15 protein-coding genes are annotated in these 21,343 nt (G+C 65.2%); 6 read left to right on the top strand and 9 right to left on the bottom strand.

All coding sequences use genetic code 11. The annotated features are described in order from the left end of the window. Positions 1–143 precede the first annotated feature (143 nt). The 4 genes from GDH07_RS03955 (at position 144) to GDH07_RS03940 (ending at position 3,528) form a co-directional block, all read left to right on the top strand. The gene (locus GDH07_RS03955; protein WP_246195899.1) at positions 144–593 is read left to right on the top strand and encodes a hypothetical protein; all 450 of its coding nucleotides are present in this window, start codon (positions 144–146) and stop codon (positions 591–593) included. Further along, on the top strand, positions 586–1,602 hold the full coding sequence (locus GDH07_RS03950; RefSeq protein ID WP_152896732.1) for a hypothetical protein: 1,017 nt from the start codon (positions 586–588) through the stop codon (positions 1,600–1,602). The genes GDH07_RS03955 and GDH07_RS03950 overlap by 8 nt, the downstream gene beginning before the upstream one ends. Before the next feature lie 133 nt (positions 1,603–1,735). Then, the gene (locus GDH07_RS03945) at positions 1,736–2,332 is read left to right on the top strand and encodes a TetR/AcrR family transcriptional regulator (protein ID WP_152896731.1); all 597 of its coding nucleotides are present in this window, start codon (positions 1,736–1,738) and stop codon (positions 2,330–2,332) included. A 2-nt stretch (positions 2,333–2,334) separates the two neighbouring features. Beyond that, positions 2,335–3,528: a DUF418 domain-containing protein gene (locus tag GDH07_RS03940; protein WP_152896730.1), complete on the top strand. Its 1,194-nt coding sequence runs from the start codon at positions 2,335–2,337 to the stop codon at positions 3,526–3,528. Here GDH07_RS03940 and GDH07_RS03935 read toward each other — a convergent pair. After that, positions 3,525–4,058 carry a GNAT family N-acetyltransferase gene (locus GDH07_RS03935; protein WP_152896729.1) on the bottom strand — a complete coding sequence of 178 codons (534 nt, stop codon included), beginning with the start codon at positions 4,056–4,058 and terminating at the stop codon, positions 3,525–3,527. The two genes, GDH07_RS03940 and GDH07_RS03935, sit on opposite strands and share 4 nt — an antisense overlap. A 200-nt stretch (positions 4,059–4,258) precedes the next feature. Here GDH07_RS03935 and GDH07_RS03930 point away from each other — a divergent pair, with 200 nt between their 5' ends. Further along, positions 4,259–5,884 carry a glucan biosynthesis protein D gene (locus GDH07_RS03930; RefSeq protein WP_152896728.1) on the top strand — a complete coding sequence of 542 codons (1,626 nt, stop codon included), beginning with the start codon at positions 4,259–4,261 and terminating at the stop codon, positions 5,882–5,884. Between the two features lie 65 nt (positions 5,885–5,949). Here the strand turns inward: GDH07_RS03930 and GDH07_RS03925 are convergent, their stop codons facing one another. The 3 genes from GDH07_RS03925 to GDH07_RS03915 all read right to left on the bottom strand — a co-directional run bounded on the left by GDH07_RS03925 (position 5,950) and on the right by GDH07_RS03915 (position 9,816). Further along, complete coding sequence (locus tag GDH07_RS03925) at positions 5,950–7,056, bottom strand: NADH:flavin oxidoreductase/NADH oxidase (protein ID WP_152896727.1); 1,107 nt, start codon at positions 7,054–7,056, stop codon at positions 5,950–5,952. A 290-nt stretch (positions 7,057–7,346) separates the two neighbouring features. Continuing rightward, positions 7,347–9,056, bottom strand: a complete 1,710-nt coding sequence (recJ, locus tag GDH07_RS03920) for a single-stranded-DNA-specific exonuclease RecJ (protein ID WP_152896726.1) — start codon at positions 9,054–9,056, stop codon at positions 7,347–7,349. 217 nt (positions 9,057–9,273) lie between these two features. After that, the gene (locus GDH07_RS03915; protein WP_022642523.1) at positions 9,274–9,816 is read right to left on the bottom strand and encodes a YaeQ family protein; all 543 of its coding nucleotides are present in this window, start codon (positions 9,814–9,816) and stop codon (positions 9,274–9,276) included. 218 nt (positions 9,817–10,034) lie between these two features. Here GDH07_RS03915 and GDH07_RS03910 point away from each other — a divergent pair, with 218 nt between their 5' ends. Next, positions 10,035–11,771 carry a tetratricopeptide repeat protein gene (locus tag GDH07_RS03910; RefSeq protein WP_152896725.1) on the top strand — a complete coding sequence of 579 codons (1,737 nt, stop codon included), beginning with the start codon at positions 10,035–10,037 and terminating at the stop codon, positions 11,769–11,771. A gap of 24 nt (positions 11,772–11,795) precedes the next feature. Here the strand turns inward: GDH07_RS03910 and GDH07_RS03905 are convergent, their stop codons facing one another. The 5 genes from GDH07_RS03905 to GDH07_RS03885 all read right to left on the bottom strand — a co-directional run bounded on the left by GDH07_RS03905 (position 11,796) and on the right by GDH07_RS03885 (position 21,340). Then, positions 11,796–12,485: a phospholipase D-like domain-containing protein gene (locus GDH07_RS03905; RefSeq protein ID WP_022642521.1), complete on the bottom strand. Its 690-nt coding sequence runs from the start codon at positions 12,483–12,485 to the stop codon at positions 11,796–11,798. A gap of 45 nt (positions 12,486–12,530) precedes the next feature. Beyond that, the gene (locus GDH07_RS03900; protein WP_152896724.1) at positions 12,531–17,678 is read right to left on the bottom strand and encodes a DNA repair ATPase; all 5,148 of its coding nucleotides are present in this window, start codon (positions 17,676–17,678) and stop codon (positions 12,531–12,533) included. 149 nt (positions 17,679–17,827) lie between these two features. Continuing rightward, complete coding sequence (locus GDH07_RS03895; RefSeq protein ID WP_022642517.1) at positions 17,828–19,900, bottom strand: flotillin family protein; 2,073 nt, start codon at positions 19,898–19,900, stop codon at positions 17,828–17,830. Between the two features lie 36 nt (positions 19,901–19,936). Further along, positions 19,937–20,578, bottom strand: coding sequence for an OB-fold-containig protein (locus tag GDH07_RS03890; protein WP_053134372.1), 642 nt, complete (start codon positions 20,576–20,578; stop codon positions 19,937–19,939). A 66-nt stretch (positions 20,579–20,644) separates the two neighbouring features. Then, on the bottom strand, positions 20,645–21,340 hold the full coding sequence (locus GDH07_RS03885; RefSeq protein WP_022642515.1) for a PspA/IM30 family protein: 696 nt from the start codon (positions 21,338–21,340) through the stop codon (positions 20,645–20,647). Between the last annotated feature and the right edge of the window lie 3 nt (positions 21,341–21,343).

The raw sequence follows: 21,343 nt of genomic DNA, 5'->3' as shown, positions 1-21,343 counted from the left end.
TCTGGATGTTGCGTACGCCAGCTCTTGCCAGCAGCGCTTAGCCGCGCTGGATTAGCGCCTGGAGTTACGGCACTATCCGCCGCCATGAACCTTTGGTGCCCTTGAGCGGCCCTCCCAGACACCTCCGGCAGTAAGGACGTGCCATGTCTCGTCATACCCCCATCAAGACCTCGCTGGACCGCCAGCGAGCCCGCCGCCTGAACCACGACCAGGGCAACCGCGACCAGGTCGTACGCATCGGCCTCGGCCTGGCGGTCCACTCGCTGCCGGTACTGCTGTTCTACCTGGCCCATGCCTGGGGCATCCCGTTGTACCGCAAGCTGGTCAACCCGGCGGTGGTGGAGCCGATGGCGCAATTCTCGTTCTTCCTGCTGATCCTGGTCAGCGCCCTGCTGGCCTTGCTGCCCGGCCGGAAGTTCAAGCTGGGCCTGGTGGCCGCCCTGGTGCTGTTCAATATCTGGGCGCTGTTTCCCGAGAACCCGGTACGCGGCTACGTCTACTGCTTCCTGAGCTCAGTGCCACCGCTGCTGGCCATCTGGCTGACCCAAAGGCTGTGCCAACGCTTCGAGCGCCTGGAGCTGGCCCATGCTTGAGCACAAATACAGCCTGGCCGCCCTGGGCCTGGTGCTCGCCTGCGCTGCCCAAGGCCTTCGTGCCGAACCGGTGGCGTGCCCATCCGCGGACCTGCCGACTTTCGCCCAGGCCTTTGCCAGCAGCCCCGAGCTGCAGCAAGCGTTCAGCCGCTCGCCCATGGTCGAGCAACGCGTGGTCTATGACGAACGGGGCCGGGCAATCACCACCCGACACAAGCGCGAAGGCGCCGAGCGTCCGCAACTGACCCTGCTCGCCCCCCAGGCCCAGGCCTGGAGCGGCCTGCAAACCTTCTGGGAAGGCGAAACCCTGGTCGTGCACGACGCCCAGGGCGATGTGGTCCAGGCCTTCGTGTTCGAGAAGGACAGCTGCTGGCAACTGGTCCGGGTGGAGCAATGGTCCATGGGCGACCTGCTGGACCAGAAGGCAACGCCCGGCGAGACCGAGGTCCAGCGCCAGGTACGCAAGGCCGAGCTGTTCCTGGACTACGGTGCCCGCGAGCAGTATCCGCTGACCACTTATTTCTTCGAACTGGGCCAGCGCATCTTGCTGGATGCCGCCCGCCACGGTTCGGCCAATGCCGCAGTACAAGCGGTGAGCCTGGGATACTCGGGCATGGCCCCGGAACTCAAGCCAGGGGAGCCGGAGGAGTTGCTGCTGCCCTACGCCCAGAGCGACGCCGAGGCCGCCTTGATGCTGTCCATGTACTACTGCGACCCGCACGCCAATGGCCCGGAAGAAGGCTGCCAGGACCCGGTCAAGGCCGAAGCGGTGGTCATGCAGGCACTGCGCAAGCTGGATGCAGGCGTGCTCTACAACACCCTCGGCAGCGCACTGGCCAGCGGACGCTGGGGCACCAAGGACCCGGACCGGGCCGTGGCCTGCTACCAGCACGCGCTGCAACGCGACTACCTGCCCAGCCTCTCGCCCCTGACCTGGAGCACCAGCCAGGGCCAACTGCCCAAGCAGCCAGTCCAGTGCCTGCCGGAACCGGTGCGGCAGCAAGGCTGAACGACTTCGAAACCGGGATCAGGCCGATGCCGGTGTCGACCCTCATTGACGCTTTTTAACAAGAATTGCATTGCCCGGATCCTGCGTGCCTGAGTTAATTGAGTGACTACTCAATTAACTAAAAGGCCATTGGATGCGTCCTGCCAACCTTGCGCAACGCGAAGCCCGGTGCAACGCCCTGCTCGATGCCGCCGCCCGCTGTTTCGCCGAAAGCGGCTATGCCGCTACCCGCACCGCGGACATCTGCCTGCGGGCCGATATGAGTGCCGGCAACCTGTTTCACTACTTTCCCAGCAAGCAAGCGCTGCTATTGGCGTTGATCACCCGTGAAGGCCAGGAAATCCAGCAGGCCATGGACCAGCTGCTGCTGGAACAGGCACCGCTCTCGGCCCTGCTGGGATTTCTCCAGCATGTCTGCCAGCTGGCCGAAGATCCGCACTACACCGGCCTGGCCCTGGAAATCGCCGCCCTCAGCCATCGCGACCTGAACATCGCATGGCACGCACGGCACAACGACCTGGTGCTGCGCGACGGCCTGGCGGCGCTGGTACGCCAGGCCAGCGCACAAGGCCTGACCCGGCCTCAACTGTGCCCCGAGCAGGCCGCCACCTGGCTGGCCGCGCTGATCGACGGGCTGTTCACCCGCATTGCCGTCGACCCGCAGTTCTCGCCGCAGGCCCAGGCTCCGGTCTTGAGGCAACTGGCCCTACACCTGCTGCAGGGAGATTGAACATGGCCCACCCCCAGAGCATGGCACCGACCCGCCTGCAACATGTGGACGCCCTGCGTGGGTTCGCCCTGCTGGGCATCCTGGCGGTGAACATCTGGTCCTTCGCCGACCCCTACTACGCTTCGCCGACCAGCAACCCGGCCTACTCCAGCGCCCTCGATCACCTGGTGCGCTGGCTGGTGTCGGTCTTCTTCGAGGCCAAGTTCTACCTGCTGTTCTCCTTCCTGTTCGGCTACAGCTTCACCTTGCAGATGAGCTCCGCCGAACGTTCGGGGGCGTCCTTCGTGCCGCGCATGTTGCGCCGGCAACTGGCCCTGCTGGTCATCGGCCTGGTGCACGGCGCGCTGCTGTTCTATGGCGAGATCCTCTCGCTGTATGCCTTGCTCGGGTTGATCCTGCTGGCGCTGCGCGGGCTATCGGCCAAGTGGGCGGCGGTACTGGCGCTGCTGCTGGTCATCGCCAGCACGCTGATGTTCCTGCTGCTGGGGGCCGCACTGCTGGAAATCGGCCTCTACACCGGCAAGGCCGACGGCGAATCGCTGCTCAAGGACCTGGCCTTGGGTGGCACTGCGCTGGAGACCCTGGCCTACAACGCTTCGCACCTGCTGGAAACCACCTCGGCCCTGTGGCTGCTGCAAGGGCCCAGCACCCTGGCGATGTTCCTGCTGGGCTACGTGGCCGGGCGCAAGGAACTGCTGGTGGCGCCCTATCGCTTTGCGTCCCGGCTGCCATGGCTGCTGGCGTGCACCCTGCCCCTGGGCCTGGGCGGCGCCATGCTCTATGGCTACTGGGCCGCCTATACCCCCGGTGGTGGCCTGGAATTGATCGGCTATGGCCTCAGCCAGTTGACCGCGCCGCTGCTCTCGGCCAGCTACGCCATGCTGCTGCTCAAGGCCTTCGACTCCCCCCTGGGCCAGCGCCTGTGCCGGCGCCTGGCGCCCCTGGGGCGCATGTCCCTGAGCAACTACCTGCTGCAATCAGTGATCCTCTGCCTGCTGTTCACCGGTTACGGGCTGGGGCTGGTCAACCATTTACCACCGCTGGCCTTGCCGCTGGTGGTGATCGCCATCTACCTGGTGCAGATGCAACTCAGTGCCCTGTGGCTGCGCCACCACCAGTACGGCCCTTGCGAATGGCTGCTGCGCGCGGTGACCATCGGCGCCTGGCCGAACTGGAGCAAACCCCGCCAGGCCTAGGCCAGGCGCAGGTACAGGTGAATGTCCTCGGGCTCCAGGCGCAACAGCTCCGGGTCCGGGACGTCCAGCAACTGGCAACCCAGGTCCTGGTAGAAATCCACCGTATGCCGCGACGGCGTGGCCGACACGTACAGGCCCTGGCCGCCCATGGCCAGGGCCTGCTCCCGGGCCAGGGCGAACAACTGCCGGCCCAGGCCATGACCGCGCCAGCCCTGGCTCACATGCAAGAACTTGAGCTGGCGCAGGTCCAGCCCGGCGTTGGCGATCGGCAGGCAATCCACCACCGCCGCCGCCACCAGCCGCGTGTCGTCGAAGGCCCCATGCAGCCAGCCACCGCGCTGGTAACACTGCTGCAAGATCACTTCGTCATGCTCGGCTTCCCCGGCTGGCCACCCGGTCACCACTTCATGCTGGGCATAACGCACCAGCCCCCCATCCTGCAGGCGGTAAAACTCGTCGATGAGCTCGGCGCGGTCGATGGTCTTGAGCAGGGCGATATCGTCTTCGACAAGTGGTCGCAGGCGCAGCATGGGGCAATTTCCTAGGGCTGGTTAAGTCGTTACCTATGGACACAAGCTAATCATTTTTCTGCCCCGGGCGAACCGATTATTCTACGCAGCATCTGTTTAAGGTCAGACGGGTTCGGCCAACGGCTTGGCCGGACCTCATCCACGCGATCCCCCGAGCGGCCAAGAACGGCTGCGGATCTTTCCCTGTACAAGGCTTAACCATGCATCGTAGGAATCTCCTCAAAGCGTCCATGGCCCTGGCGGCCTATACCGGCCTGTCGGCCAGCGGCCTGCTGGCTACCCGGGCCTGGGCCGGCACTGGCGCCGCCGATGGCGAGGCACAGGCATTCGACTTCGAGCGCCTCAAGGCCCAGGCCAGGCAACTGGCCGCCAAGCAGTACGTGGACACCAAGCAGGTGCTGCCGCCGACCTTGGCGCAGATGACCCCGCAGGACTTCAACGCTATCCAGTACGACGCCAAGCATTCGCTGTGGAATGAGCTCAACGGCCAGCTGGATGTGCAGTTCTTCCATGTCGGCATGGGCTTTCGCCAACCCGTGCGCATGCACAGCGTGGATCCCAAGACCCGCCTGTCGCGGGAGGTGCATTTCCGTCCGCCGCTGTTCAACTACCAGAACACCCGCGTCGACACTGCGCAGCTCAAGGGCGACCTGGGTTTCGCCGGATTCAAGCTGTTCAAGGCGCCGGAGCTGGATAAACACGACGTGGTGTCGTTCCTCGGCGCCAGCTACTTCCGCGCAGTGGACGCCACCGGCCAGTACGGCCTCTCGGCCCGGGGCCTGGCCATCGATACCTACGCCAAGCATCGCGAGGAATTCCCCGACTTCACCCAGTTCTGGTTCGAGACCCCGGACAAGGACAGCACCCGCTTCGTGGTCTATGCCCTGCTGGACTCGCCGAGCGCCACCGGCGCCTATCGCTTCGACATCGACTGCCAGGCCGAGCGCGTGGTGATGGAAGTCGACGCCCACGTCAATGCACGTACGGCCATCGAGCAACTGGGCATCGCACCGATGACCAGTATGTTCAGCTGCGGCACCCACGAGCGCCGCATGTGCGACACCATCCACCCGCAGATCCACGACTCCGACCGCCTGGCCATGTGGCGCGGCAACGGCGAATGGATCTGCCGGCCGTTGAACAACCCGGCGATCCTGCAATTCAACGCCTTCGCCGACAAGGACCCGAAAGGCTTCGGCCTGGTGCAGACCGACCATGACTTTGCCAGCTACCAGGACACCGTGGACTGGTACAGCCGTCGCCCGAGCCTGTGGGTCGAACCCACCACCGCCTGGGGCGAGGGCAGCGTCGACCTGCTGGAGATCCCCACCACCGGCGAGACCATGGACAACATCGTGGCCTTCTGGACGCCGAAGAAACCGGTGGCCGCCGGCGACTCGCTGAACTACGGCTACAAGCTCTACTGGAGCGCCCTGCCGCCGGTGGGCACGCCCCTGGCGCGGGTCCACGCCACCCGTTCGGGCATGGGCGGCTTCGTCGAGGGGTGGGCTCCGGGCGAACACTATCCGCCTGTCTGGGCGCGGCGCTTCGCCGTGGACTTCACCGGCGGCGGCCTCGATCGCCTGCCGGCGGGCACCGGCATCGAGCCGGTGGTCACCGCCTCCAACGGCCAGGTCAAGGACTTCAGCGTACTGGTGCTGGACGAGATCAAGGGCTACCGCATCCTCTTCGACTGGTACCCCACCAACGACAGCGTGGACCCGGTGGAACTGCGGCTGTTCATCCGCACCAACGACCGCACCCTGAGCGAGACCTGGCTGTACCAGTACTTCCCGCCGGCCCCGGAGAAACGCAAGTACCCTTGATGCTCTACCGGTGAAATGCCCTCTACAACCTCCTTGACTGGCCGGTTTTTCTTGCCTGCAAACGGTCAGTCCCGCAGGTCCGATTCATGGATCGGCTGGTCCCTGTGAGTCGCCCGCTGGTACTGCGCCGGCCAGGTGGCGTTGCGCCCGCCCAGGTCGTCGTCGGCATGCAGCGGCCAGTAGGGATCGCGCAGCAGCTCCCGGGCCAGCAGGATGATGTCCGCCTGGCAGGTACGCAGGATGTGCTCGGCCTGGGCCGGCTCGGTGATCATGCCCACGGTGCCGGTGGCGATTCCCGACTCCTTGCGCACCCGCTCGGCGAAGCGCGTCTGGTAGCCGGGGCCGGTGGGGATCTCGGCATTGGCCGCCGTACCGCCGGACGACACGTCGATCAGGTCCACTCCCAGGTCCTTGAGGCGCCTGGCCAGTTCCACGGTTTCGTCGGGGTTCCAGCCGTCTTCCACCCAATCGGTGGCCGAGACCCGCACGAACAGCGGCAGCTCCTGCGGCCAGACCTGGCGCACCGCCTCGGTCACCTCCAGTACCAGGCGGATGCGGTTCTCGAACGAACCACCGTAGCGGTCCTGGCGCTGGTTGCTCAGGGGCGAAAGAAACTGGTGCAGCAGATAGCCGTGGGCGGCGTGCACCTCCACCACCTTGAAGCCGGCCTCCAGGGCCCGCTTGGCAGCGGCGACGAAGGCCTGGACGACGTCGGCGATCTGTTGCTCGTCCAGTGGCGCCGGTGGCGTGTGCTGCGGGTCGAAGGCAATCCGCGACGGCCCTACCGGCATCCAGCCCCCGTCCTCGGGCTTGACGCTGCCGGACTTGCCGAGCCAGGGCCGGTGGGTGCTGGCCTTGCGCCCGGCGTGGGCCAGCTGGATGCCGGCGACGGCGCCCTGGGCACTGATGAAACGGGTGATGCGGCGCAAGGGTTCGATCTGGTCGTCGTTCCACAGCCCCAGGTCCTGGGCGGTGATCCGGCCGTCGGCGGTGACCGCCGTGGCCTCGGTGAAGATCAGCCCGGCGCCGCCCACGGCACGGCTGCCCAGGTGCACCAGATGCCAGTCATTGGCCAGCCCGTCCACCGACGAGTACTGGCACATGGGCGACACGGCAATGCGGTTGATCAAGGTCAGTTGACGCAGGGTATAGGGTTCAAGCAGCAGACTCATGGGGCACCTCTCGGTCAGTGGTCAGGCTCCAGGGATCTGTTTGAACGGTCGACGAGTGACTGCGAAGTTGAAGCGCCCGCCCCCGCGGGAAGAGAAAAGGACAAAACGTCACAAGGCCAATCAGACAGTCCTAACAGACTAGTCGACAACATTGGCCGAAGCAGGGTTCCTGATCGCTCGCCGAGCGAAAACCCCAGGCAGTGCTCCATCTAGCCACTGTCGCAGGCTGCGCATGACCGCACAGCGGGCTTGTGCGACCGGTCGCAGGCTCGGCAGCGGCTACAGGTGCGTCAGCGGGGCTCGATGTGGGCGATCATCAGTTGCACGGTTTCCTGGCCACGGAACTCGTTGAGGTCGAGCTTGTAGGCCAGCTCCACCCAGCGAATGGTCGGGTTGGGCCAGACTTCGCGATCGATGCCGAAGGCGATGCCGTCCAGCTTCAGCGAACCGCATTCACTGCGCAGCACCACCTTCAGGTGGCGTTCGCCGACGATGCGCTGCTCCACCAGCTCGAACACCCCATGGAACATCGGCTCGGGGAAGTGCTGGCCCCAGGGTCCGGCGTGGCGCAGGGCGCGGGCCAGTTCCAGGTGGAATTCCTCCACGGCCAGGGTGCCGTCCGAGAGCAGGCGCCCGGTGAGGTCTTCCTCGTTGAGCTGGCGCCGCACTTCATCATCGAAAGCCTCGGCGAAGGCCGGGAAGTTCTGCTCCGGCAGCGACAGGCCGGCGGCCATGGCGTGGCCACCGAACTTGCTGATCAGTTGTGGATGACGGGCGGCCACCGCGTCCAGGGCATCACGGATATGGAACCCCGGCACCGAACGTGCAGAGCCCTTGAGCATGCCGTCGCCAGCGTCGGCAAAAGCGATGGTTGGCCGGTGGTAACGTTCCTTCAGGCGCGAGGCGAGGATCCCGATCACACCCTGGTGCCAGTCGGCATCGAACAGGCACAGGCCGAACGGCATCGATTCCACCGGCAGCTCCTTGAGCTGGGCCAGGGCTTCGCGCTGCATGCCCTGCTCGATGGACTTGCGGTCCTGGTTCAGCTCATCGAGCTGGGCGGCCATGGCCCGCGCCGCCGACGCATCGTCGCTGAGCAGGCACTCGATACCCAGGCTCATGTCGTCCAAGCGTCCGGCGGCGTTCAGCCGAGGCCCGAGGATGAACCCCAGGTCGGTGGAGGTGATGCGCGAATGGTCGCGCTTGGCCACTTCCAGGATCGCCTTGAGCCCCGGCCGGGCGCGACCGGCGCGAATCCGCTCCAGGCCCTGGTGCACCAGGATGCGGTTGTTGGCATCCAGCGGCACTACGTCCGCCACGCTGCCCAGGGCCACCAGGTCCAGCAGCTCGCCGATATTCGGCTGCGGCCGGCTCTCGTAGCGGCCCAGGCTACGCAGCCGCGCGCGCAGCGCCATCAGCACATAGAAGATCACCCCGACCCCGGCCAGGGCCTTGCTGGGAAACTCGCAGCCCGGCTGGTTGGGGTTGACGATGGCGTCCGCCACTGGCAGCTCCGGGCCCGGCAAGTGGTGGTCGGTGACCAATACCTGCAAGCCCGCGGCCTTGGCTGCGGCCACGCCGTCGACGCTGGAGATGCCGTTGTCCACGGTGATCAGCAACTGCGGCTGGCGCTGCAGGGCCACCGCGACGATTTCCGGAGTCAGGCCATAGCCGTACTCGAAGCGGTTGGGCACCAGGTAGTCGACATGGGCCGCGCCCAGCAGGCGCAGGCCCAGCAAGCCGACGGTACTGGCGGTAGCGCCGTCGGCGTCGAAGTCGCCGACGATGAGGATGCGCTGGCGCAGGTCCAGGGCGGTCACCAGCAGGTCCACCGCGGCGTCGATGCCCTTGAGCTGCTGGAACGGGATCAGCCGTGCCAGGCTCTTGTCCAGCTCATCCACCGTCTGCACGCCTCGGGCGGCGTAGAGACGGGTCAGCAACGGCGGCAGGTCGCCGAGAAAGGGCAGGACGGCGGGCAACTCACGGGGTTCGATACGCATGGGCTAACGACAGCTTCTCTTGGATACGGTGGATCGATCAGGAACGGGGACGAAGGCTTAGCAGGCCGTTGAAAAACGTAGACAAGGCAGCCAGCGCAAGGCAAAAACAGGCGAAAAAGCGCAGTTCACGAGTGGTAAATGAGCATTTTGACCGGGCTGGCGCACCAGCTTGTTTTTAACGCAGCGATGGCAACGCAGATAGTTTTTCAACGGTCTGTTAGCCGCGATCGCCCAATAGCCACTCCAACTGCACTTCATGCTGGCCGCGATCGTCGGTGACGAAGATGGTGCCTTCGCTGATCATCACGTCCCACTTGATCACCCGTGGCATGTCCTTGGCCAGGGTCTCCAGCACGTCCTGGGGCACACCGGCGATGTTGAGGTTCTTCAGGTTCTTCACCGCGTCCACCACCCGGGTCTGCCAGACCCGCAGGCTGCCGTAGGCCAGGAGGCTGGTGCGCTCGGTACGACGCGAGCACCAGGTCAGGCGCTCGGCGTCCGGCTGGCCGACTTCGATCCAGTGCAGCACGCGGTCATCCAGGCTCTTTTCCCACAGCGCCGGCTCATCCACATCCGACAGGCCGCGCCCGAACGACAGCTGCTCGTTGTACCAGAAGGCATAGGCCAACAGGCGCACGGTCATGCGCTCTTCGGTTTCCGAAGGGTGGCGGGCGATGGTCTGCTTGACGCTTTCGTAGACCCCGCGGTCGAGGTCGGTCAGGTTCAGTTCGAATTTGTAGGTGGTGGACGGCTGGGCCATGTGCGGGCTTCTTGAGTATGCGAAAAGGCGGCAAGTCTAACCCGAAACCCGCCGCCCTGCCCGACCGCTGGCCCGCTGCCCGGCTCCAGGGCGCCGCTCTCCCAGATGCGTGGCCTGGGTAAAGTCGGTTGCCAGGCCCGCCCCACGGCTTTATAACCCCCCGCGAGTCGGCAGGCGCGCTCCGCGCCAGAGCCGTAGCCCAGTAGAAAAGGAAGTCCATGACCCTCTTTGTCACCCTGCTTGTCATCGTGCTGATGTTCATCGCACTGATCTTGTACACCCGCCAGAAACTCGCGAAATACAACCAAGGCCTGCCAGAGACTGGCGAGATCAGCGCCCAGATCAGCCAGACCCTGCTGCTGAGCAAGGCCGAACCGCTGCTGGCGCTGAAACTGGCAGAACGCCTGCCTGGCGAGGCCCAGCTACTGGCCTTGCAACTGGTGACCAGCGAACTCTATCTGGCAGGACAAAAGGCCCAGGCCCGGAAGGTGTACGAGCAACTGCCGCCTCACGCCCAGGAATACGCCCTCAATACCCTGGTCGAAACACTGCTCGACACTGGCCAGACCCAGGCGTGCCTGGAACTGTTGGATGCCTGGGATCAGTCCCTGCCCAGCTGGCCGCTGCTGCAAGCCCAGATACTCCAGGCCCGTGGCGAACAAGACCAGGCCCTGGTACTGCTCCAGGAACTGAGCGATCCACGACAGCCTGCCGCTCACGAACGCCAGAGCGTCGGCAACCTGCTGGTGCTCGCTCGCTTGCTGCATCAGGCCGGCCAGCAGGATGTCGCACAGGCCAGCCTCGAACAGGCCTGGACGGCGTTCACGGAGTCCGATGAAAGTTATCGCCAGAGCGTACTGCGCAGCCTGTTCGATGCGTGTGCGGCCCAAGGCCGGTTCGACTCGATCCTCACCCGGGCCGCAGCATTGCCCGCAGAAGAGCAGGCCCAGGCAATCGCCGCGCTGATCGGTGCCGGCCAACTGGACTCGGCCCTCGGCCTGTTGGCGGCACTGGGCGACGACCTCTACTACACCACGTACAGCGAACTGATGGACCTGGCCCTGGCCCGGCCGTCGATCGACGATGCCGTGCGCCTGCTGGATAGCGTCCCGGACCTGCATCGTCATGGCCTGCTGCTGACCCTGTTGAACCATCTGGCCGCCCAAGGCCGGATGGCCGAAGCCGAAACCATGCTCCAGACCCTGGAGACAGAGCCGAGCCAGCATCCGGGACTGATGCTCACTCTCTGCGAGCAGCACCATGCTGCACAACCGCAATGGAGCGAATCCTTGCTGGCCAAGGCCCTGCAACAGATCGATGGCTACCGGGACGACCACGACTTCTGGAGCGGCATGCGCATGCAGGCCCTGCAGACGCAGTTGCAGATCCAAAGCCGCCTGCCGGCCCATCGCCGGGACAGCTGGTTGGTGCGTAGCGGCCTGGAGGAAATGCACAAGCTGCGCCAGCAGCAAGAAGGCGAGCAGCAACTGCTCTGCCTTCGCGAACAGACCAGCCTGCTGCACGCCCTGGGCCAGACCCCACAGGCCAGGACGTTGCTGGAACAGGCCCTGGAGCTGCTGGACAGCGACAGCCTGCCGGAGCTGGACGAGATGGATAAGACCTTCTACCTGGAGGATATCGCCAGTGCCTACCTGGACATCGACGAGGTGCAGCAGGCCCAAGCCCTGCAAGACCGCCTGAACGCCCTGGAAGCCGGTAGCCGGACCCTGGAAGAAGACCTGCTGCTCAACCACATCGAGCACCAGCGTTTTGCCGAAGCCATCGAGGCCCTGAACCTGAGCACCCTGCTCAGCGACAAGAAGCCCCTGTCACGCCTATATCAAGCCCTGGAGGAACTGCACCAGCGCTCCCCGGAGCGGGCCAGCGAACTCCAGCAACAGCTGATGGAGCGGTTTTCCAGCGAGTTGGCCTGGCGCCCCTCCCAGACGAGCTGACCGACAAGCTCCCGCTGCGCGCCTTCAACGAGGCGCGTAGCGCTCCCAGAGCTCGTTGAACTCCTTGAGGTAGCTGGCCACCAATTGCGGGTGGTCGATCACCAGCAGGTTTTCCTCATTGCCGGTGGTGGCGCTGCGGGTCCAGTTGAAGCTGCCATTGAGCAAGGTGCGACCATCGAACAGGGCGAACTTGTGGTGCATGTGGAACGGCGTGTCGTCGATCCGCACCGGCACTCCGGCCTCCCGTAGCGCGGCGATATCGCTGCCGACATCGAACTGCTTTTCACTGTCGCTGATCACCCGCACCGCCACGCCGCGCTGGTGGCAGGCGCGGATCTCCTCGCTCAGTTGGTCATCGGAAATGGTGAACACGCAGATATCCACCGAGCTGCGGGCCTGGCGGCACAGCTCGCGGATCTTGCGCCGGCAATCCTCGCCGGGGCTGAAGTGGGCGCTGGCCATGTCACGTACCGGCGCGACGCTGATATCCAGGGTCTTGACCACCTGCTCCAGCCATTTCAGGGCCGGCAGCACGTTGGCGCTGTCCGCCAGGCTCAGCTCGCGCACCAGGTCGAAGGCACGATTGCGCAAGTAGCGCACCTGGTCGGCGCTGAGCTCGCTGCCCAGCTGGCGCAGCTCGTCGCGTTCCTCGTTGCTCAGTTTCAAGTCCAGCAGGCTGTCGCGCAGTTGCCGGTCCAGATGGGCGAAATCCATGTCGTTTTCCTTGGGCCGCCACCAGCGAGCCGGTGGCTGGGCAGGCTAGGGTTGAGGGTCCTTGAGCGTCGGTACTTCACCATTGCTGAGCATGCGGCTCAGCTCATCGAGGCGCTGGGCGATATCGCCGATGCGCTGATGGCTATGCAGGTCGACATCGATCTTCTTGTGCATCACCTGGACCAGCGGCAGGAAGCTGCTCTGCAACTGCTCGGAGAGGCTCTCCAGCACCTCGCGCACCCTGTGCTGCTCCGTGGGTCGGGCCAGGCCACGAACTCCATCCACCAGGTCGTTGAGCTGGGCCACCACGCGGGTGCCGACATCGCTGTCGCTGCCGCCCATGGAGCGGTTGCGCACGAAGTCGCGCTTGATCTGCGTCCAGCGCTCGCCCTGCTCGGGGGTCTGGTTGCCGCGCAGCTCGGCGAGCTTGAGCAGGTTCTCCTCGGCGCCGGTGGTCAGCAGCTGAGATTCGCCCTGGTAGTGGTCGGCGATCAGTTGCAGGAGTTCGGCATCGTTCATCACCGCCGAGATCTTCTCCGCCATCTTGTTCATGTTGCGGTAGCTGCCTTGCAGCTTGAACGGCGGCTCGGTGCGGTACTGGTCGGCCTGGGCGGCGCTGGCGATGTACTGCTGGTTGACCCGCAGCACCACGTCGCGCACCTGCATCAGGCGTTGCAGGGTGGTGGTGATCTCGTTGATCTCGGCACCGCTGTAGCTGTGGCTCAGCTCGTTGCTGGAGAAAGCCTTGCCCTCGGCCTTGGCGACGAAACGGTAGACGTCGGCCATGTCGCGGGTGGCCAGCGGCGCCAGCACCGGGTTGGAGGTCAGGCCGTTCTCGATGTAGCTCAGGGAGAAGGCCTCCTGCATGCCGCCCAGGGTGTCGCCGAGGTTATAGATGTCGGCCCGGTTGGCCAGCATGTCGGGGATCTTGAACACCTCGCCGGACTCGGTATACGGGTTGCCCGACATCACCACGCAGAACTTCTTGCCGCGCATGTCGTAGGTCTTGGTCCCGCCCTTCCATACGCCTTCGATGCGCCGGGTGCCGTCGCACAGCGAGATGAATTTCTGCAGGAACTCAGGATGGGTGTGCTGGATGTCGTCGACATATAGCATCACGTTGTTGCCCATCTCCAGGGCCAGGTTGAGCTTCTCCAGCTCCTGGCGCGAAGTGGCGTCCGGCGCCTGGGCCGGGTCCAGGGAGCGCACCTGGTGGCCCAGGGCCGGGCCGTTGATCTTCATGAAGATCAGCCCCAGGCGGTGGGCCACGTACTCCATCAGGGTGGTCTTGCCGTAGCCCGGTGGCGAAATCAACATCAACAGGCCCATCAGGTCGGTGCGCTTGTTCTCGCCCACGGTGCCCATCTGCTTGGCCAGGTTGTCACCGATGAAGCCCAGGTAGACGTCGTTGATCAGCTTGTTGCGCACGAACGAGCTCAGTGGCCGTGGCTTGAACTCGCTCAAGCGCAGAGCCGAACGCTCACGAACGACGATGCCCTGGCGCAGGTTCTGGTATCGCTGCAGGCCTGGCAGGAAGGTTTCGCGATGAGCGCGCAGGCGGGCGAAGAAACCGTCCACCGTCAGCGCCAGGCTGCGCTCCTCGATGCGCGGGTGCTCGCCCATCAGGTTGTCCACGGTGAAACGCAGGTCGACCTCGGTGAGCCGTCGGGCGCAGCCTTCGCCCAGCAGCGACAGCGCCACGGCCTCGGGCACGTAGCCGGCCAGCGGGGCGAACTCGCCCTCGGCGCACAAGGCCGCCAGCCAGTTGCCGGTCAACGCCCACTGCGCTGCGGGGCGCTCGGCCAGGCGCGCCAGGGCCTGCTGGTAGTCGTCCCACATCCGTGCGCCTTGCAGGCGCAGGGCCAGGGCCTCCTGCAATTGCCGGGCGTACTTGCTGAAGGTGAACTCCACGCGGTCCGCTGCCAGCTCCTGTACCAGGTATTCGGCGGCCTCGGGCAACAGCTCGGTGGCCACGGCGAAGCCCTGAATCCGGTGCCAGTCTTCGAGGGCCACGAGGATTTCCGCCTGCAATTGCAGCAACCCCTCGCGTCGGCCGAACAGCTGCTGGATGTGCCGGCTGGTACGGGCACGCTCCACCCATTGCCGGGGTTGCGGCTCGGCCTGCTGGCGGTCCCAGAAGAGCGCGGCAAAGGCCCGGGCCGCCGGGCCATAGGCCAACAGTCCGGCACTGTCGCGCAGGGGCAGCAATTGCAGGAGGATCGCCGCCGCGTCGTGGTCGTGGATGCCCTTCTCGTAGCCTTCCTTGTAGCGTGGCGCCGCGAAGTCGCGGATCACCCGGGCCAGTTCCTCAGGGTGGGCCAGCAGTGGCTTGAGGTTTTCCAGGCTCAGGCCTTCCTGGCCACGGTCCGCTGCGTCCAGCACCTGTCCGGCCAGGTACTCGGCGCGATACAGCTGTGGCGATTCCGACTCCAGGGCCACCTGCCAGAAGTCGCGCAGGGCTTCCAGCTCGGGGTCTTGCAGGGGCTCGAGGAAATCGGTGCCGGTCAGGTGCAGGTAGAGCTCGTCGCCCCGGGGCATCAGCGTCAGGTCCAGCTCCTGGGTGTTGACGCTGAAACGATGGCGCGGCCCCAGCTTGATGACATTGCCGCCTTCCTCGAACAATTCGGTCTTGTCCCGCAGGGCGCGCACGGCCTGGTCCCGGGCGCCCTTGAGGCGCGCCTCGACGTCATCGGCCTTGACGCTGTCCTTGAGCTCGCGCAGGCGCTCGGCCAACTCCCGCAGCTTGAGGATCAGCGGGTCGGCGGCGAAGAACGCGTTGAGCTCCTCGGCTTGGGTGAAGCGGGCGGTGCGCCGGCCCAGGCTGTCGAGAATCCGCCGCGCCGCGTCCAGCAGGCCCTGGGCCTTGCGCTGGCGCTCATCGAGCAGCGACTGCTTATGGGCCTCGAAGGTCTCCAGCAACTCCTCGCGCTTGCCGAGGATGTCGCCGAGGAACTGCTCATGGTCGCCGAAGCGGCTTTCCAGCTCCTCCAGTTGCACCAGCAACCGTGACAGTTGCTCGTCGCAACGCTCGGGGTCCTGGGCCTGGGCCAGGGCATTGGTGATGCCCTGGCTGAAGAGTTTGAACTGGGCGCCGAACTGCGCCACGGTCTCGGTCGAGCCCAGGCCCTTGCGCCGCTGTTCGGCGCGGGCCTTGGCCTGGTTCAGCCGGGCGTAGATCTGCGAGATGGATTCGATGATCCGGGTGCGCTGGGTGGCATCGTCGATCTGCAGCGAAGCCATCAGGCTGGAGAGCATGTCCAGGTCGCCGGCCATGGCTTGCAGGGCGCCCAGGGGCTCGCCGAGCTGGGCCACGGTCTCGGCCTTCTGGGCCTGGGCATCGAGGTTTTCCAGCTGGCTGACCAAGGGCAGCAGGGCCTGCTCGCTGGCCAGGAAGGTCGCGGTGCCAGCGGCGGTACGCTCCTGGGCCTTGAGCAGCTCGGCCTCCATGGCGTCGATGCGGACCACGTCGATGTAGCGATAGTCGCGGATGGTCAGCAGCAGGCCGCGCTGGGCAGTGATGCCGTTCAGGGCATCGACGAAGCTCTGCACCTGGTCCCAACTGTCCACCAGCAAGCCATCGAGCAGGGCTTTCTGCTTGGCCTCGGCGGCCACCATGGCCTGCTCCGACTGGAGCCGGATGCTCTCGACCTTCTCGTATTCATCCAGCACCAGCTCCGAGGTGGCGGCCACTTCGCGCAGCAACGGCGCCAGGCCATCGAGCTCGGCGCTGCCCAGCCAGTGGTACACATCGAACAGGCGCCGGGTGTTCTGGCACAGCAGCGAGTAGCGCTGGACCGAGACCGCCGGGGTGTCGATCTCGCGGCACAGGTCATAGAGATCGGAAACGCTGCGCACCAGCTCGGCATTGCCGATGCGCCCCAGGAAGCCGCTGCGGGCCGGTTGCCGCGCGGCGTATTCCTCGGTGAAGAACGGGGTCTGCCAGACCTGCATCGGGTGGACCCGGGTCGGCTCGTCGCCCTCGGCGGCGAAGATCACCATGCGCCCGTCTTCCAGGCGCGCATAACCATGGCCGAACAGCGGGTTCTGCAGCTGGCGGTTGATCATGTTGTAGGTCAGCAGTACCGAGCGCCCCTGCTCCGGGTGGTAGAAGATGTACTGCACATCTTCACCGTTGGGCGAACGGACCGAGCGCTTGAAGCGCATGCCTTCCATGGACTGCTCGAAGGTCTTGTACTCGCCGCTTTGCAGGTAGTAGCCACCGGGGAAGATGATCCCGTGGTCCTCCGGTAACTGGACGCAGGCCAGGCCCATGGCGTCGATGCGCTCCACCTGGCGAGTCAGGCTGTTGAACACCAGGTAGCGCCACTGCTCCTCGCGATACGGCAGGACCTTGAGCAGGATCAGGCTGCCCAGGCGGGCGAACTCGATCTGCGAGTCGTCCAGGGACTGGGTCTTGTCCAGCACCTCTTCGCGGTAGATGCCCAGGCCCGACTCGGTATTGTTCTCGACCTTGATGGTCAGGTCGCCGCCGATGGTTTCGACGAACACCGTGTCGAGGATGTTCAGGTGCGGGAAACGGCCCTCGACCACCATCTCGCGGGTGGCCTTCTTCCATTCGAAATCGAAGGGCGCCGGCAGGGCGATGTCCCGTTCACCACGGTTGTCGATGTAGCGCACGTCCCGGCCGTCCGCCGAGATCGACCAGCGGAACACCCGCACATCGGTGACTCGCTCGCCGATCTGGAAACTGGCCAGGAGCTTGCCATCGCGAATCGCCAGCTGCAGCAGGCGGGTGTTCTTGTAATAGGTGTACAGCTCGTTGAAATCGTTGAGGAAGCCCTGGGCTCCCAGGAAGCTGCCGTCCAGGGGCACGGACTCGGCTTCGTAGCCCTCGCCCTCCTCCACCAGCCGGTACAGGGAAAACACGTCGGCGACGCTGGTTTCCTTCTTCAGGCCCATGAACACGTTGTAGCCGAACAACAGGCAGTCGCCGACCTGGACGATGTCCCGGGCGATGCAGTTGTTCTCGGTGCGGATGCGCACCCGCCCGACCACTTCCATGCGGCTGTTGCCGAACTCGTCCAGACGCTTCTGGTTGAGACTGTCCGTGGTGGCGCGCAGGCGTTGGCCCTGGTCCTGCAGGCGCTTTTGCAGCACCTCATAGGCGCCGCCTTCGGCGACAGCCTTGTCCAATACGTCCTGCGGGGGAGTTGCGACTTGAGCGTCCGACATCGTGGCCTTCCTGGATCTACGGCGGTGTGCAAAAAAAGCGGGAGCCAGGAACCTGGCTCCCGGTACCCGGACTCAACCCCTGGAGCCCACCCGGTAGCCGCTGCCCAAGACAGCGGCTACCGGTGCATCAGCAGGTGAGTTCAGGTATTTCAGGCTTCGGCAGAGGGTGCCTCGACCTTGCGCGCGGCGGCGGCAGCCAGCTCGGCGGCTACGGCCGGAGCGGTCTTGCCGTTGAGCAGGCGTGCCAGGACGTCCTGGACCACCGGGCTCTTGCCCACCACGCCCTCGATGGCCTTGCCCACCGACAGCGACTTGGCGAAGGAGTTGAAGAAGTCGCCCTCGCCTCCGACGATCTCGATCTTGGCCTTGCTGAGCGCCGCGGACAGCACTTCGGCCTGCTCCTTGGCGATGTCCTTGTTGGCGGCGATGGCGGCCATCGCTTCCTCGAAGTTCTTCTCCAGTTGCATGCGGAACTCTTCGTGCTGGCGAGCGCTGTCGCTGAGGGCATCCAGGGCACCGAACTTCTTGCCCAGGCCTTCGGCCTCGGCGTTCAGGCGCTGCAGCAGCACTTCGGCTTCGGCTGAACCCAGGTCCTTGGTGGCCTTGGCCTTGGCCGCGCCCAGCTGTTCCTCGCCGCGTGCCTGGGCACCGAGTTTCTCTTCCAGGACCTTGGCGTCGGCCAGACCGTCTTTTTCCTTGGCGGCAGCCTGGGCTTCCAGCACCCGAGCGTCGGCCAGGCCTTTTTCCTGGTCGCCACGGGCCTCGGCGATCAACTGCTCGGCACGTACCCGGGCCAGGGCCAGGCCTTCTTTCTCCTGGGCTGCAGCAGAGACTTCCAGCACCCGCGCATCGGCCAGGCCAGGCGCGGCGCGCTCGGCTTCCAGGCCCTCGGCCAGGCGCTTCTTGGCCTCGGCCTGCTTGGCCGCGGCTTCCAGCTCGGCCTGGGCCAGGTTGTTGATTTCCACCGCCTTGTGCTTGGAGCGGGTTTCGTCGGCTTCGGCCTGCTTGACCTGGCGCACCAGGTCCTGCTCGGCTTCGGCCTGGGCCTGGATCACCACCACCTGCTTGGCGCGCTCGGCCTCGGACACTTCACGCACTTCCTTGATGCGCTCTTCTTCCTGGGCCACGGTCTTCTCGACCGCCACACGCTCGCGGATCACCGTGGCGATGTTCTTGCGCTGTTCTTCCAGGGCCTTTTCCTTCTCGATGCGCTGCAACTCCACTTCGCGCTCGCGGGCCACCACTTCCAGGTCCTTGGCACGGGTGACTTTCTCCACCTCGATGACCACGGCACGCTGGCGGTTCTGCTGGGCCACTTCGACTTCGCGCTGGTGATTCTCGGTGCGCACGTCGATTTCCTGCTGGGACTGGATCCGCGCCTGCTCGGCCTTCAGTCGCTCTTCTTCCTTGACCTTGGCGGTCTCGGCTTCCTCACGGGCACGAATGGTCTCGATCTCGCGCTTCTGCCGGGCCTCGGCATCGGCCTGCTGGCGCTCCAGGGCCAGGGATGCCTCGCGGGTCTCGACGTTCTTCTTCTGGATCGCCAGCTCCTGGTTGCGCTCCAGCTCGTTGGTGATGACGTTCTGGGTCGCGGTCAGCTCGGTGATCTTGCGGATACCCTCGGCGTCGAGGATGTTGCTCGGGTCCAGGGAATGCTTGGCGGTTTGCTCCAGGTAGTCGATGGCCACGTCTTCAAGCACATAACCGTTGAGGTCGTTGCCGATGATCTCGATGATCCGATCGCGGAAGTCCTGGCGGTTCTCGAACAGCTGGACGAAGTCGAACTGCTTGCCCACGGTCTTCAGGGCTTCGGAGAACTTGGCGTTGAACAGCTCATTGACCGCCGCACGATCGGAAGCACGGTCGACGCCGATGGCCTTGGCCACCTTGAGCACGTCTTCCTGGGTTTCGTTGACCCGCAGGTAGAAGGCCACGGTGATGTCGGCACGCATGTTGTCGCGGCAGATCAGCCCGTCCTTGGCCCGACGATCGACCTCCAGGGTGATCAGCGAGATACGCATGAATTCCTTGAGGTGGATCACCGGGTACACCAGGGCACCGGTGAAATGCACCTTGGGCGTGGAAGACATGTCGTTGACGATCAGGGCAGTGCCCTGGGGGACCTTGATGTAGAAGGCCTTGAACAGGGCCAGCAGGCCGAAGACCACCAGGACGACAAGGCCGAGCCCGAGCAGGATGGGCAGCAGCGACGGTAAGTTCATGCAATCAATCTCCTTTGATTCTGAGGGAGTCCGGGCTCAGAGGCCGCGAAACTCGTCCTCGGTAATGACCCGATAGGCGTGTTGCGCCTCCAGATACTCCAGCAACACGACTCGGTCGCCGCGTTTGAATGCCCGCGCCTCATCGGCACGCACCCGCAGGATCAGCCCCGCGCCACCGTCCTCGAGCACGGCTTCGCCATGCTCCAGGGTGACCCGGCCACTGCGCACTACGGCAGTCTGCCCCAGCACCGACTTGCTGCTGGTGGCTTCCATCTTGTGAAACAGCGGGCGCAACGGAGCGCAGATCGCCGCACTGAGGGGCGCCGCCAGGAACAGTGCGAGCACCGCCAGCAGCAGGCCCAGGGGATAGCGCAGCCAACCCAGGGGCAGCTGGCTGAAAATGTAGAGTTCGGTGAAATACGTCAGGAACCAGCTGAAGAACATCAGCAGGGTCAGCACCAGGGTGACCGGTACGCCATTGAGCTTGAACTTGATCAGCAGCCCGGCCAGGCCTTCGGCGCTGTGGGCGCCGTCGAGCAGCGAGTCGGCCTCGAAATCCAGGAGGTCCACCTCGAGCAAACCCATGGCGACCACGGCCCAGTAGATTACCGCCAGGCAGAGCATGAAGCTGAACAGCACAGTGGGGAACGACAAGACTGTCCGCAGGAAGATTTCCATTGCTTTCCTATCCCTGAAAAAGCCGGGCAAGGCCCATCGGCCCCGCCCCTGACACACAACGATGAATCAGGACTTGCTACGGTCCTTCAAACGCGCCAGCACGTTGTCGGCACTGGTGCTGCCGGCGACGATCCCGGCCTCGCGCAGCTTGGCATCCAGGGCATCGTCCGGATTGCCGGAGCTGGCCAGTTCGGCCGCGGCTTCCATTTTCGCCGCGCGCTCGGCCTGCTTCTGCTTGATTCGCTCCAGCGACTCCACGGCGGTGTGCAGCTTGCTCTGCGAGCCGCCATAACGCTGGGCCACGGCCTGCTGTGCCTTCTGCACGCTTTCGGTGGCCTTTACGGTATCGACCTGTTGTTTCAAATGCTTAATGTTGCCTTCAGCCTGGGTCACGGCCTTGCGCAACTGGGCGACGCTGGCGGCGAACCCGTCGGCCTGCTCGCGCTCCACCACCAGGTCGTTTTCCAGGTTGGCGATCTTCTGCGCCACTTCCTGGGCCAGGCTTTCATTGCCTGCTTCCAGGGCCTTGAGCGCATAGCTCTCGTATTCGGCGACCTTGGCCGCGGTGGCATCGGCGCGCTCGGCGGCGAGCTTCTGCCGGGCCATGATCTCGGCCAGGGCCTCCTTGGACTTGCGCAGTTCCTGGTCGGCGTCGCGGATTTCCTGATCGAGAATCCGCAGTGCCTGGCTGTCCACCAGGGCTTCGCCCGCCTCGTTGGCGCCACCGCGCAGGGCAGTGAGCAGCTTGCTCCATACGTTCATGTG

Origin of the sequence: Pseudomonas piscis (assembly GCF_009380155.1) — a bacterium.
Classification (GTDB): Bacteria; Pseudomonadota; Gammaproteobacteria; order Pseudomonadales; family Pseudomonadaceae; genus Aquipseudomonas; species Aquipseudomonas piscis.
Note: the sequence above shows the minus strand (reverse complement) of the source record. Positions and strands in the feature narration are given on the sequence as shown.

What these genes read in the sequence shown, in the direction of transcription:
- GDH07_RS03925 (WP_152896727.1), bottom strand. Translation starts at nt 7,056, where the DNA reads ATGAGTCTGCTGCTTGAACCCTATACCCTGCGTCAACTGACCTTGATC.
- GDH07_RS03935 (WP_152896729.1), bottom strand. Translation starts at nt 4,058, where the DNA reads ATGCTGCGCCTGCGACCACTTGTCGAAGACGATATCGCCCTGCTCAAG.
- GDH07_RS03890 (WP_053134372.1), bottom strand. Translation starts at nt 20,578, where the DNA reads ATGGAAATCTTCCTGCGGACAGTCTTGTCGTTCCCCACTGTGCTGTTC.
- GDH07_RS03930 (WP_152896728.1), top strand. Translation starts at nt 4,259, where the DNA reads ATGCATCGTAGGAATCTCCTCAAAGCGTCCATGGCCCTGGCGGCCTAT.
- GDH07_RS03900 (WP_152896724.1), bottom strand. Translation starts at nt 17,678, where the DNA reads ATGTCGGACGCTCAAGTCGCAACTCCCCCGCAGGACGTATTGGACAAG.
- GDH07_RS03955 (WP_246195899.1), top strand. Translation starts at nt 144, where the DNA reads ATGTCTCGTCATACCCCCATCAAGACCTCGCTGGACCGCCAGCGAGCC.
- GDH07_RS03940 (WP_152896730.1), top strand. Translation starts at nt 2,335, where the DNA reads ATGGCCCACCCCCAGAGCATGGCACCGACCCGCCTGCAACATGTGGAC.
- GDH07_RS03945 (WP_152896731.1), top strand. Translation starts at nt 1,736, where the DNA reads ATGCGTCCTGCCAACCTTGCGCAACGCGAAGCCCGGTGCAACGCCCTG.
- GDH07_RS03885 (WP_022642515.1), bottom strand. Translation starts at nt 21,340, where the DNA reads ATGAACGTATGGAGCAAGCTGCTCACTGCCCTGCGCGGTGGCGCCAAC.
- GDH07_RS03905 (WP_022642521.1), bottom strand. Translation starts at nt 12,485, where the DNA reads ATGGATTTCGCCCATCTGGACCGGCAACTGCGCGACAGCCTGCTGGAC.
- GDH07_RS03915 (WP_022642523.1), bottom strand. Translation starts at nt 9,816, where the DNA reads ATGGCCCAGCCGTCCACCACCTACAAATTCGAACTGAACCTGACCGAC.
- GDH07_RS03950 (WP_152896732.1), top strand. Translation starts at nt 586, where the DNA reads ATGCTTGAGCACAAATACAGCCTGGCCGCCCTGGGCCTGGTGCTCGCC.
- recJ (WP_152896726.1), bottom strand. Translation starts at nt 9,056, where the DNA reads ATGCGTATCGAACCCCGTGAGTTGCCCGCCGTCCTGCCCTTTCTCGGC.
- GDH07_RS03895 (WP_022642517.1), bottom strand. Translation starts at nt 19,900, where the DNA reads ATGAACTTACCGTCGCTGCTGCCCATCCTGCTCGGGCTCGGCCTTGTC.
- GDH07_RS03910 (WP_152896725.1), top strand. Translation starts at nt 10,035, where the DNA reads ATGACCCTCTTTGTCACCCTGCTTGTCATCGTGCTGATGTTCATCGCA.